The sequence below is a fragment of the Termitidicoccus mucosus genome (genome assembly GCF_038725785.1).
In the GTDB taxonomy this organism is placed as follows: Bacteria; Verrucomicrobiota; Verrucomicrobiia; order Opitutales; family Opitutaceae; genus Termitidicoccus; species Termitidicoccus mucosus.
The window spans coordinates 7,180,619-7,193,239 of sequence record NZ_CP109796.1 but is presented as its reverse complement, the minus strand read 5'-3'; the positions used below and the strand labels follow the sequence as shown (position 1 = coordinate 7,193,239).

Here is a 12,621-nt window from a genome sequence, read left to right as displayed (position 1 = left end):
CGCCAAACCCATAAACCATGCCCGCCGCCCTCCTCATCCGCCACACCAGCGTCGCCGTCGTCCGCGGCGTTTGTTACGGGCAAAGCGACGTGCCGCTCGCCGCGACGTTCGCCGCCGAGGCCGCCGATGTCCGCGCCCGCCTGCCCTGGGTTCCGACGGAAGTCTGGAGCAGTCCGTCCGCGCGCGCCCTCCGCCTCGCCGAAACGCTCGGCGCTCCCGCCGTCCGGATCGACGCGCGCCTGCTCGAACTCAACTTCGGCGACTGGGAAAACCGCGCCTGGGAGTCGTTTCACGACGCGCAAAGCGAAGCCTGGGCCCGCGACCCGTGGAACGCCCGCCCGCCCAACGGCGAGACCGCGGCCGGGTTGCATCACCGCGTCGGCGAAGTCCGCGCCGGGCTGCTTGCGCGCCTGGTCGGGACCGGCGGCGCCGGCCGCCCGTCCCCGCGCATCGCCATCGTCACCCACGCCGGCGTGATCCGCTCCTGGCGCGCCCACGCACAATCGCGCCCGCTCATGGAATTGTTTTCCGCCGCTATTCCCTTCGGGCATGTCGAGGCGGCCGGTTAGTTCCACTTTGTTAACCAAGGTTGACGCGGGGCAGGACGGATCGTGTGGCACGGGCGTCCCCGCCCGTGGACGGCGCTCCGCGCCGCAAACTCTCGGACACATGGGCGAGGACGCCCATGCCACGCAATCCCTCGGGCTGTCCGCTTAACCTCAGTTAACAAAGGAGAATCAGGACGAGGCATCCCACCGTCCCGCCGGCCCGTCACGCGGCAAACGCCTCCGCCTGCAACTCCGGCCTCCCCTTCCCCTCCGCATCCTCCTTCGGACGCAGGAACTCGCGCGCGAAATCGGTGTATTCAATCAGTTGATACCGGCCGTCCCAGTGCTCGACGATCGCGGTCAGCGACTCCACCCAGTCGCCCGAGTTCAGGTAGTGCACGCCTTCGATCATCCGGTCCGCCGGCGTGTGGATGTGGCCGCAAATCGCTCCGTCGCAGCCGCGCTCCCGCGCGAGCTTCGCGACCCGCTCCTCGAATTTCGACACATAGCTCACCGCGGTCTTCACCCGCGCCTTGATCGCCTTGCTCAACGACCAGTATTCCTGCCCGCGCCACGCACGCCAAGCGTTGTAGGCGCGGTTGATCCGCAGCAGGGCGCCGTAACCCCAGTCGCCGAGGTGCGAAAGCCACACGAAATTCTTTGTCACCGTGTCGAACACGTCGCCATGCAGCACCAGGTAGCGCCCGCGTTTCCCCTCGTGCACATGGTCCTCCACGATGCGCAGCCCCGCAAAGTCGAGCGGCAGAAACGACGCGAGCACGTCGTCGTGGTTGCCGCGCAGGTAAACGATTTCCGTGTCCCGCTTTTCCAGCATTTTCAGGACGATGCGCACGAAGCGCGTGTGCGCGCGCGTCCACCGCCCGCCGCGACGCGTGAGCTGCCAGCCGTCGATGATGTCCCCGTTGAGGATCAATTTCTTGCAGCGCACATGCCGCAGGAAACGGTTGACCTCCTCCACCTTCGAGTCGGACGTGCCGAGATGCACGTCGGAGATGATGACCGTGCGCACGCGCAGCAGGCGTTTTTCGCCGGGAGCGGGAGCAAGCCCGGTTTCGTCTGGTTGGTCGGTGCCTTGGTTGTCCATGGGTCAGGAAAGGATTCGTGATGCCGCGCGCCCGTCGATCTGACGGGCAAAGGCGTTTGCGCCCGCATCGGGCGACGGCTCCGCGGCGCGGGCCGGCATGCCGGCGACGGCGCGCAGATCGTCCTCGAAGCGGTCGATGACCTTGTGCCAGGCGTGGGCCGCGACCGCGGGGCGCGCCCTCGCGCGCAAACGCGACCGCAACTCCGGCTCGCTCGCGAGCCTCACCGCCGCCTCGACCAGCGCGCGCGGCCGGTCGCACGGCGCCACGAGCCCGCTTTCGCCGTCGCGCACAAACTGCCGCGCCGCCGCATAGTCGAAGCCCGCCACGGCCAGCCCGCTTGCCAGCGCCTCGGTCAGCACGTTGCCGAAAGTCTCGGTCAGGCTCGCGTGGATGTAGATGTCGGCCGACGCGTAATGCCGCGCCAGTTCCGCGCGGGGAAGAAACCCGGTGAACACGCACCACGGATTCTCCGCCTGCAGCCGCCCGCGCAGCGGCCCGTCGCCCACGATCACGAACCGGCAGCGCGGATTCGCCGCCCGCATCGCCGCAAACGCGCGCATGAGCAGCGCGAAGTTTTTTTCCGCCGCCAGGCGCCCCGTGTGAATCACCACCGGATCGGCGGGCGCCGCGCCCCACGCGCCCCGCAGTTCGCCCGAGCGCAGCGCCGGGTCAAACAGCCGCGTGTCCACGCCGCGCGAGAGCACCGCCAGGTTGCGGAACCCGAGCGCGGCCAGTTCGTCGCAAAGCTCCCGCGTCGGCGCGAAGGTGCGGGCGGTGCGGTTGTGCACGCGCCGCAGCCACGCCAGCGCCAGCCCCCGCAGCGGGCCGATGCGGTAATGCCGCGTGTAGCTGTGGAAATTGGTGTGAAAGCTCGATGAGACCGGGATGGCGAGCGAGCGCGCCGCGCCGACCGCCGACATGCCCAGCGGCCCCTCCGTCACCACGTGCACCAAGTCGGGCCGCCGCTCGCGCCAGCGCCGCCGCAGCGCCCCGCCCGCCGGCAGGCCGAGCCGCATGAGCGGATAACCGGGCAGCGGCATTCCCGGCAGCGCGGCCTCCATGTAGCCAGGGTGCTCCGACGCCGGCAGCAAATCCTTCCGCCGCGGGCGGTAAACCGTGATTTCATGCCCGCGCGCCGCGAGCTCGCGGACAATGACGCCAAAGGTCATCGCCACCCCGTTGATCTCGGGAGGAAACGTCTCGGTGACCAATGCGAGCCTCATCATTGACCCGCATTATAATCACCCGGCGCGTCGGACGCGTGACGCGAAGGTTACATTTGCGCAACGACATCCATATCGGCGAGGCCCGTGTCTCCCAAATCGTTCTCATGCCCGTTCCCGAAGCGCGGCACGCAACACATGCGAAAGGTTTCTGAAAATGGTTCGTCGCTATTTTGAATGGCTGAAACATCAACCGCGAAGGGCGCGGAGGATGCGAAGACAGGCAAAAACAAAACCGCGGGAGCGCGGGGTGTTTCAAACAATGCCGCAACCGGCCCAGCCAGCCTAAAAGCCCGCCCGCGCGCCAGATTTTCCGGCGATGTAATCCATCGGGCTACATCGCATCGGTCGCAGTTTCGTGCTCCCCGCGGCCGTCGTGCCCGCCGGGAAGACGGGCGTTGCACCGCGCCCGCGGCGCGCTTGCTTCACGGCACTTCGAGCCGCAAGTAGTCATACATGATGTATTTTGCCGGCGCGCCGCCCTCCTGCTGTTCAAGCGCGATTTCGTTCCGCCCGGCGCGCAGCCAGCCGGACGGGAAACGCACATCGCGCGCCGAATACTGGCCGTGAATGCCCGCGCGGATCATCGCGTTGTCGCCCGGGAAATCGCGCAGCACCGCCGCCTCGCGCCCGTTGACGAGCACGCGCAACACCGCGCCGTGCGTGCCCGCAAAGGCAAGACGCAGCACGGCGTCGCCGCCGGCTTTGGCCGCCGCTTCGTCACCGTCGAAAAGCACGCGCCAGGTGGTGCCGCGATGGCGTCCGTCGGTCCCGGCGCGCGTCACCTGCGCGTAATTCCAATCCCGCCGCCAGTCGCTTTGGCCGATTGTGAACACGACATCCTCCGGGAATTCCCGCGGGTATTTCAGCCAGAGCCCCCAGTGCCGGTGGTCGTCGCCGTGGCGAAACTCCTTCGCGGTGCGGTCGGCCGTGCCGATTTCCCAGAGCTGGCGTCCGTGCCGCCCGGGCGTCCAGACGAGTTCGCCGAGATCGCTCGCCCCGCCCGCCGTCACGACGATGCCGGCGCGCCGGAATTCGCCCAGCACGCCGCCGACAAAGGCATACAGGGTATAGCCGCCGGCGCGCGCCGCCGGGATGGAAAAGCGGCCCTGCGCGTCGGCGCGCACCCAGTGCTGGTAATTCAACGCCTGCTGCTGCCAGTCGGGCGACGGCTCCGCGAGGCCGACCCAGGCCCCGGCGGCGGACGCGCCCGGCGCCTGCGGATCGCGCACGACCAGGCGCCCGCGGACGCCGCCCCGCTCCGCCGCCCCGGCAAAGGCCGGATGCTCGATCCACGCCGCGGGCCAGGCGGCGCGCTCGGCCGCGGCCTGGCGCTCCGCGTCGGCGCGGAGCGCCGCGGGCGCGTCCCCCTCGTTGAGGTAAAGCATCCACGGGCCGTAAACCTTTTCCCAGACGCGACCGGCGGGCGCCACCGTGTTGGGCGCGCCGTAGTGGGAGCAGGCCAGGATTTTCAGGAGAATGCGCTGCCAGTGCGCGGTGTTGTGCTGGCGCGTGGGGCCGCCGTTTTGGTCCTCCGTGCTGCCATAGACAATCCAGCAGCCCAGCTTCGAATCCTTCCCCGTCCAGCCATGGACAAAATGGCCGCCGGCATCCGTGAAGTAGTGATATTTGTCGGTGATCCCGCCTTGCCACGGCCCCGCGGTGAAACGCAGCGATTCCTTCGGCCCGAGGGCCTCGACCGGCGTGTCGAAGGGCGGCAGCTCGCGAAACCGTTCCGCGTCCACGGAGACCGTCTCGAAGAGCTTGTCCGACAGGCGCGTGACATAACGCGCCTGCGCCATGCGGAATTCCCGGCGATCGGCCGGATGCGAAAACACCGCGAACATGCGCAACGCCCGCTCGCCGGGCAGCATCACGTAGTGCAGCGCGACATCGATCTCGCCTCGGCCCTGCTGCGCAAAAACCACCTCGGCCTTCGCGCCGCCGTTCGCCCGCGGGTCCGCCGGGATGGAAACCGCGGGCCTGGCGAGCCGCTGCGAGCCGCCCGTGTGCCAGTCGAGATAACTCGGGTTGGACAGGACCTGCCGTTCGCCGAGCCAGAGCCGGACGAGGTTGCCGGAGGCCCTGTCCAGCTCGGCGCGCACGAGCCCGTTGGAAAGAACGATGGCTTTCGCGTCCTCCTCCAATGCAACCGGCCGCGCGGCCGGGGGCGAGGCGTGCAGGGAAGCGCAAAGCGGCAGGACCGCCAGTCCCGCGAGCAGCCGCGCGCGACTGATGGAATGCCTGGGCCGTGTCTTTGTCATGATAAAATATGTCATAATCAAATGTTTCATTTTTCATCGGCCTCTAATTTTGGCCCTGGGATTATTGAGAATGGTGATATCAAGGAGGTCCGACGCGGCCATGCCTCCCCTTGTGCCGCCATCCACATTCCCTTTTATTCTTGGCCCATTTTTGTCATAACGATCTGGATAAATTTTATGTGGGGGCGAGCCTCGACATATGTGAACATTAAAATCAGTATGATGGCCAGGCTTAGAGCCATCAATGCCGATAGGGAAAACAGAATGCGTTTTTTCTTCATCATGGTTGCGGGATGGAAGAAGGTGTCAGGACGAAATGGCACTAAGATAGAAGAGAGACGCTTGCGCAAGGAGGGGCGGCGTCCCGCCGCCCGACGAGGCGAAAGCCTCGCCCGTTTGCGTGCGGTTTATCGAGACACGACAGGCACGCGTTCCGCGTGTCGGGCGGCGGGACGCCGCCCCTCCTTGCGCAAGCGTGCTTTTGACGACAACAGCCCTTATCTTAGCGCTATTCCGTCCTGGCACCTTCGGATTGCTTTCGATGGCGGGTGCTTTCATTTTTTGCCTGACTCTAATTTTTGCTTCTCCGTCGACTTATTTTGACCTGTCCTTAATTTGAACACTAAAAGCACCACAAAAAAACACACTATTGACGCTATTGCCACAATAACTGAAATTTCATGAGATGCAATAGAAGGCAGCACGACATGACAGGCCAATACCATCGCAAGTGCTACTAAAATTACCCCATCCTTTCTTTTTATTATCCAATTGTAGATATGCCATAATAATATCAATAACAACACAATATCTATGATTACAATAAGAAGAATACGGACGGCAGGATCGCCATACCATGTAGTCGGACATAATAATGCGAAAAACCATGCTGCGCATAAAATACTAGTTAGCAATGTTTTCATTTTCACTGATATATATCAACGCATATAGCAACTATGGACATTTTGGCTTATGACGGAAGAAGGTGTCAGGACGCTGTTTGTTGATTTTTTGCATGGGCCGAGGATCTCGAATTTAAAGGTGATTGGCTCATCCATGGGAATGGGAAATACGTAGATTGATCGCTATTAAACAAGTTGGAGGAACTTCTGCGTGGATAAAATCAATAAACAGCGTCCTGACACCTTCGGATTGATTACACGCCGTCCATCCTGCTGTTTGCCGAGGGGGGGATTGGCTTGTTCATGAAATAGCAAAGCGATCCCATGCTGACAATGCCTGAGAGGAAAACGGCTGGCGCAACATTGCGAAACATATGCCCAGTTCTTTGATCTCCTGTCAAAATAAACCATCCCCATGTTGTCAACACGCAACCAGTGCCTGAGAGTAAGGCGATTGCCAGAACAGGAATCTTTTTTTGTCCGGCACGGCAGTTGAAAATATTCAACAGGATTCCGAAAAATATAAAATTAGGCCAATAATATATTGAGGTTGCAGCCGTCCAAAGCATGACATAAATTAGCAACGCGCCGTTAATCTCACCGGCGGAGGCGAAAAAAAATACCAAATAATATAATAATATGCTAAAGTTTCCGGCAAAAACCGCCTTTAATATATTACCGGTTTTTATCAGCAATATGTCTGGTTTTTTCATTGGCGCTTAGTAATATAAGAACTGCCGTTTTCATACTGGCTATTTAACCAATTAAGCATCTCTGAAGGCAGCAAGGTGCCATTACCCGAATAAGATTGCCCGAAGTCATAACCACCAGCCGTGAGCGCCCTATAGGCTGCGGTGGTGCATTGAGTTTGATTATATCCCTGAGGATTCCAACTCCATGTCGAGACGCCATACACTTCCCACATGGCGGCTATATCAAAGGCATCGTCATACGGAAACCACACACTGAATACGGACGAGGGAGGCCGCCCCTCTTCTTGATATGTACTTGCGAAATCATACATCGTATTCGGGCCGACCTTGCATCCACTAGCGCCTGGTGCATGGGGAAACTGGCTCATTATTACACCATCCGAATTATGTTCGGTAAGCATTACATGCCCAACAGAGACAGAAGGAGGTATAATTGTAACTCGAGGCTCCCATATATATACATCAACCCAGCGCAAACCGTCTGGATCAACTAAGTTGATCGGAGAATTGAGCACATAAGAATACAGATCAAACCCACCCTGTTGGCGTATCGGATCCATTGACAACCAGCGAGACAGCTTAGGATTATAATATCTGTATCTGTGGTCATTTAATCCGACATCATCCAGCCACTCCCTTCCTGTATAAAGAAAACGATAATCAAATGACGAAGCTTGCGGCAGTCCAAATACATCGACCCGATTACTCGCAACCTTGCTTCCTTTTCCATCGCTGATTGCCATGGCGCTGCCAAGGACGTCCGCCAGCGGATAGCGTGACGACGAACCTCCGACCGCCGCCAGAATCTCATTCACGAGGTTGCCATGCACATACGCGGCAGTTTGTTTCCCGGCCAGATTGCGGTCAACGAGGAGGTTCCACGTCATATCATAGGTCAGCACAAGGGAATCCGTCGCGTCCAAGGCCCAATTGCCGGTGTTGTCGGGTTTGTAATAGCGACGCATCACACAGCGGTTTTTGGCGTCGTAGGCAAACTCGGCCCGAACTGTGGGGGACTCGACCTCGATAAGGCGGTTTTGAGCGTCGTAGCGGTAGCGCTGGGTGCCGTCGTCGGTCAGGTTGCCGTTGGCGTCGTATTTTAGCAGCGAGTAGTGCACAGCGGGACGCGCGTAGTCGATGCGGGTGTATTGGTTGAGGTTGTTGGTCTCGTAACGCTCGACGAGGGCGGACAGGCCGGGGGTGGTGTCGGTGTGCTCGATGCGGTTGCCCAGGGGGTCGTAGGTGAAGGTTTCGGTGCGGGCTGTCGGATTCACGTGCGAATCGCTTGTGCCAGTCTCGGGGGCGCGGACATTCCTGTCCGCGATGTCGCGGGCAGGAATGCCCGCGCTCCTGTCCACGGGCTGGAAGCCCGTGCCACGCGAACCTGCCGGCAGGATGCCGGCGCTCCCAGTGGGGACTCCGTAGTCCACGGCGATGAGCTGGCTGGTGGCATCATAGCGGTAATGGTCGGCGAGGTCGTCCTCGCGGGTCATGCTCACGCGGCGGCCCATGAGGTCGTAGGCGTAGTGCGCCTTGGCGAGGAGCCGGTTTTGTTTGTTGCGATGGTCGATGGCGAGAAGCTGCCCCGCGATGTCATAGGAGTAACTGGTAATCACGCCGTTGTCGCGGGCGAGTTTCGAGCGGCGTCCGCAGGAATCGTAGGCGTAGGCGGCCAAGGGAATTTTCGATTTTCGATTCTCGATTTTAGATTGGGGGGTGCCGCCGTCTTGCCCCACCTCCGTCATGCGACCTTGGGCGTCGTAACGGTAGGTGACTTTCATGCCGTCAGGATACACGAGGCCGGCCTTGCGTCCAGCCGCGTCGTAAAGGTAGGCGATGGTGTGCGGGGCCATGCCGGGGACGAGAGCGCGGAGGTCGGTGGTCTCGGTGGCGACGCGGCCGAGCTTGTCGTAGGTGTAGGTGAGCAGGGCGCGGCCGTTGTCGATGGCGAGGAGGCGTCCGGTGGCGTCGTCGTAGGTGTAGCGCACGTCGGGGGCGCAGCCGGCGGGGGACCATGTTTCGGCGACGGGCCTGCCGTCGGCGTTGTAGGCGATGGTCCTGGTCTGGCCGGCGCGCGTGGTGTGGCCCACGAGGCGGCCGCCGAGGTCGTAGGCCCAGGTTTCGCGCGAGGCGTCGGGGTAGATCATCGCGGTTTTGCGGCGCATCGCGTCGTATTCGAAGCGGTAGGTGTTGCCGTTGGCGTCGGTGAGCGAGGCCATGTCGCCGAGGGCGGTGTAGTCGTAGCGGGTGGCGTGGCCGAGGGCGTCGATGTCGGCGGCGACCCGCCCGCCGGAATCATATTCTTTTCGCGTCCGGGCGCCATCGGGGGCGAGGGTTTCGGCGACCTGGTCGCGGGCGTCGTAGGCGTAACGGGTGGTGCGGCCGAGGGCGTCGGTGACGGAGGCGCGGCGCCCGGCGGCGTCGTAGGTGTGGCGCGTGACGGCGGTGTCGCGTTTGCCGGCCGATGCGGTCACGGCGGCGAGGCGTCCGGAGGCGTCGTATTCGCTCACGGTGACGAGGCCGCCGGGGTTCGTGCTTCGCACCACGCGGTCGAGGGCGTCGTAGGTCCATGTGCGGGCCGTGCCGTCGGGGAGCGTGGTTTTTATGCGGCGGCCTTTTTTGTCGTAGGCGTGGCGGGTGGCCGCGCCGGCGGCGTCGGTTTGGGAAACGAGCTCGCCCGCGGCATCGTAGCTCCAGCGCGTGGTGTTGCCCAGCGCGTCGGTGGTCCGGACGCGGCGGTTGTTGTCGTCGTAAGCGTGCGCGGTCACGCCGCCGCCGGGCGCGGTTTGGGAGAGCAGGTTGCCGTCCTCATCGTAGGTGCGGCGGGTGACGCGGCCGGACGGGTCGGCGTCCTCGAGGAGGCGTCCGTCGTCGTCGTAAGTCCACGTGGTGACGTGCCCGAGGGGACCGGTCGTGCGGACGCGGCGGCCCTGGTCGTCGTAGGCGTGGCGCGTGATGCCGCCGTCGGGATTGGCCTGGCGGATGAGGTGGTCGGCATCGTCGTAGGCGTAGAGCGTGGTGGCGGATTCCGCCGTGCCGGCGGCCAGCGAACGCATGAGCAGGCGGCCCTCGGTGTCGTAGAGAAACTCGTCCACCCGCCCGTCGGGATGGGTGACGCGGGAGGGGCGGGAAACGAGCGAGCAGGAGCCGCAGCCGCCGGGCGTCTCGGTGTAATCGTAGAGGGTGACGCCGCCGGCAAAATCGACGTGGCGGGTGAGGCGGCTGAGTTCGTCGTAGGCCCATGAGGCGGCGCGGCCGAGTTCGTCGGTCTCGGCTGTCTTGCGCCCGTATTGGTCGTAGGAATACAGGCGCGCGGAGCCGTCGGGGTTCACGCGGCGGGTGATGTTGCCGCGCTCGTCGCGCTCGAAAACGGTGGTTTTGCCTTCGGCGTCGGCAAACCGGTCGAGCCAGCCGTGGCGGTCGTAGCCGAAGCGCACGACGCGGCCGTCGGAATCGGTCATGGCCGTGCGGCGGCCGCGCGCATCGCGGGAGACCTGGATTTTTTCGCCGTGTTTGCCGGTGTGCGCCACGATGCGGCCGCGCATGTCGCGCACGTATTCCCGCGCGGTGCCGTCAGCGGAGCGGTATCGGGTGACGCGCCCCGCCGCGTCGCGCGTGATTTCGATGCGGCGTTCCGGCTTGGCCCGGCCTTGGCCGGATTTCAGCCCGGTTTTGCGGCCTGTGATTTTGCCCGCGTGATCGCGTTCGTAGGAGGCGAACCGGCCCTTCTCGTCCGCGACCCTGGTGATGCGGCCCTGGTTGTCGCGCTCGAATATCCGCTCCCTGCCGTCGCTGCGCTTGAGGCGGGTGACGCGGCCCTTGTGGTCGCGGGCATAGTCGGTGCGGCGGCCCAGGGTGTCGGTTTCCGCCTTGAGGCGGCCCCGGCCGTTGTCCGCGTAGTCGAGGCGCGTGGTGCGGCCGAGCGAGTCGGTGTATTCGGTGACGCGGCCGTTGGCGGAGGCAGGCACGCGATAGCGCAGAGATTTCATGTCGGTGTAGTGCACGATGCGCGCGTCGGGGTCGGCGGGGTCGAGTTCCAGGCTCGCGTAAACCCCGCCGGTGGCCGGGTTGCGCTCCTCGTGGACCATGCCGTGGGCGCCACCCTGCCGGTAGGTGTATTGTATGCGTTTGGCCCGCCCGGAATAACGCGGGTCGTCGGCCTCGACGAGCAGGGGCTCCTTGGTCTGCACGATGTATTCGTAGCCATAGGACGCCCGCGTGCCGTCGCTGTAAACGGCGCGCACGAGCGAGGGGTGGTTGAGGTCCCCGAAGGCGTTGACGAGCACGTCGTATTCGTAGCGCACAAAGCGCCCGTCGTCGGCGGTCACCTGGGCAAGCTGGGGTTGCTGCACGGAGCCGGCCGGGCGCAGGAGCATGCCTTTTATGCCGACGCCCTCGAGCAACTCCTCCCGGCCGGGCGCGGCGAGGATGCGGATGCGCGAGACGGGCGTGGCGCCCGCATCCGCGCCGCGGTCGAGGGCGATGAGGTTATACATTTTGGGCAGCGTGCTTTCGTAGGCGGTGCCGGGATTGCCGTCGAAGGCGTATTCGGGGTTGTCGCCGCTGCCCACAGGGATGCCGCGCAGCGGCGTATCCGAGCCGGGGGCAAAAATCTGGATTTCGGCCACGGCAAGCGGCCGGCCCTTGCGCCGCGTGAGGCGGATGCGCTGCCAAGGCAGGCGGGACATTTCCTCATCGAGTGCGATTTCAATCCACTGGCCAGGCTGCGGGGCGTCGTAAATCTCGCCGAGCGCGCGCCATTTCGGGGCGGGCAGCGGCGTCGTCTGGTAGGTGAGCGCCAGCCGTTTCCCGTCGTCATCGGTGATCTGGGCGACGAGGCCTTCCGCGTTGTAATCGAGCGTGGTGACACGTCCCGCCGCCGTGGTGCGACGCTTGAGGAGGTAGGTGACATGGCCCTTGTGGTTCGTCTCCGCCATCGGCTCGAACAGGAGTTTCGTGTTGTCCGGCGTGGTGATCTCATAACCGTCGCCGGCGGCGGCGACGGTTTCGTCAAAGCGCGCCTCGGGCGCCCATGCGCCGCCGGGCTGCCGGCGAAAAACGCGCCGCATGCCGTTTGGATACACAAAATAGAGGATGGGCTCGTCGAGTTCGTCTCCGGTGGGGATGTAGGCAAGGTCGTATTGCCAGTTGCTGCGCCAGCCGCCGCCGGTCCCGAAATATATTTTCTCCCCGCGTCGGACGGTGTTGTGATGGCGCATCCAATACAATGAGTCCGCCCGGGTCGCGCCCGGCACCTCCAAGTCCACGATCATGCGGGAGGCGTTGCCGTCATACACATGAAACGGATTTGTGCCCGCGGTGCCCGACGCGGAGCCATCCGTGGCGCAGTCGTCGGGCGGGGGCGGCGGATTGTTTCCATCGCCACCACCGCCGCCAGAACCACCGTCACCCGGCCACTCGGGCTCAGTCAACCACGGGTCTATCGGCGGAAAGGAAGGCCAGTCTATATCGGGAGGATCGGGCTGGTCGCTGCCAGTCACGGTGACGGGATCCATTACGACAATCTCGGGCCACCAATCATCGTTGCCAGGCGACGCATGGGCAAAATGCACGCCCAAACCGGAAAAAACAATCGCAATGCCGGGTGCGAGCAGCATGCGAACCAAACGTGTGGAAGGAGGTTTTGTAGTCATGGGATGTTTTTCACCGAGCTTGCGGTTTGTGCCTGATGACGAATGCAATTTATTTTGTCCTGCTATACGACAATAGCAGTGCATCCCATAAATCATTTAAACCTACAGTAAGAATACCTGCCGCCACCGCAAAGCGGCGCAGGCTTTCATGTCTGCGCCACAAAATAAGCAACCTGTTGGAAATGCGGTGCTTTTATTTAACATTGGCGCG

Annotated in this window: 7 protein-coding genes; 1 reads left to right on the top strand and 6 read right to left on the bottom strand. The window is 63.2% G+C overall.

The genetic code is table 11. The features are described from left to right. Positions 1-17: 17 nt before the first annotated feature. Positions 18-569 carry a histidine phosphatase family protein gene (locus OH491_RS25280; RefSeq protein ID WP_068768468.1) on the top strand — a complete coding sequence of 184 codons (552 nt, stop codon included), beginning with the start codon at positions 18-20 and terminating at the stop codon, positions 567-569. 202 nt (positions 570-771) lie between these two features. Here OH491_RS25280 and OH491_RS25275 read toward each other — a convergent pair whose 3' ends face one another. The 6 genes from OH491_RS25275 to OH491_RS25250 all read right to left on the bottom strand — a co-directional run bounded on the left by OH491_RS25275 (position 772) and on the right by OH491_RS25250 (position 12,410). Continuing rightward, on the bottom strand, positions 772-1,653 hold the full coding sequence (locus OH491_RS25275; RefSeq protein WP_068768469.1) for a UDP-2,3-diacylglucosamine diphosphatase: 882 nt from the start codon (positions 1,651-1,653) through the stop codon (positions 772-774). A 3-nt stretch (positions 1,654-1,656) separates the two neighbouring features. Further along, complete coding sequence (locus tag OH491_RS25270; protein WP_334318967.1) at positions 1,657-2,880, bottom strand: glycosyltransferase family 1 protein; 1,224 nt, start codon at positions 2,878-2,880, stop codon at positions 1,657-1,659. Positions 2,881-3,302: 422 nt separating this feature from the next. Further along, positions 3,303-5,141 carry a polysaccharide lyase family protein gene (locus tag OH491_RS25265; protein ID WP_334318968.1) on the bottom strand — a complete coding sequence of 613 codons (1,839 nt, stop codon included), beginning with the start codon at positions 5,139-5,141 and terminating at the stop codon, positions 3,303-3,305. 554 nt (positions 5,142-5,695) lie between these two features. Further along, positions 5,696-6,064 (bottom strand): hypothetical protein, encoded by a 369-nt coding sequence (locus OH491_RS25260; RefSeq protein ID WP_145928478.1) that lies wholly within the window; start codon positions 6,062-6,064, stop codon positions 5,696-5,698. Between the two features lie 233 nt (positions 6,065-6,297). Further along, entirely contained in the window at positions 6,298-6,756 is a 459-nt protein-coding gene (locus OH491_RS25255) for a hypothetical protein (protein WP_342750754.1), read from the bottom strand. Next, positions 6,753-12,410: an RHS repeat-associated core domain-containing protein gene (locus OH491_RS25250; protein ID WP_342750753.1), complete on the bottom strand. Its 5,658-nt coding sequence runs from the start codon at positions 12,408-12,410 to the stop codon at positions 6,753-6,755. The genes OH491_RS25255 and OH491_RS25250 overlap by 4 nt, the downstream gene beginning before the upstream one ends. Between the last annotated feature and the right edge of the window lie 211 nt (positions 12,411-12,621).

Coding starts and splice junctions, on each gene's coding strand:
- OH491_RS25265 (WP_334318968.1), bottom strand. CDS start 5,141: ATGACAAAGACACGGCCCAGGCATTCCATCAGTCGCGCGCGGCTGCTC.
- OH491_RS25250 (WP_342750753.1), bottom strand. CDS start 12,410: ATGACTACAAAACCTCCTTCCACACGTTTGGTTCGCATGCTGCTCGCA.
- OH491_RS25275 (WP_068768469.1), bottom strand. CDS start 1,653: ATGGACAACCAAGGCACCGACCAACCAGACGAAACCGGGCTTGCTCCC.
- OH491_RS25260 (WP_145928478.1), bottom strand. CDS start 6,064: ATGAAAACATTGCTAACTAGTATTTTATGCGCAGCATGGTTTTTCGCA.
- OH491_RS25280 (WP_068768468.1), top strand. CDS start 18: ATGCCCGCCGCCCTCCTCATCCGCCACACCAGCGTCGCCGTCGTCCGC.
- OH491_RS25255 (WP_342750754.1), bottom strand. CDS start 6,756: ATGAAAAAACCAGACATATTGCTGATAAAAACCGGTAATATATTAAAG.
- OH491_RS25270 (WP_334318967.1), bottom strand. CDS start 2,880: ATGATGAGGCTCGCATTGGTCACCGAGACGTTTCCTCCCGAGATCAAC.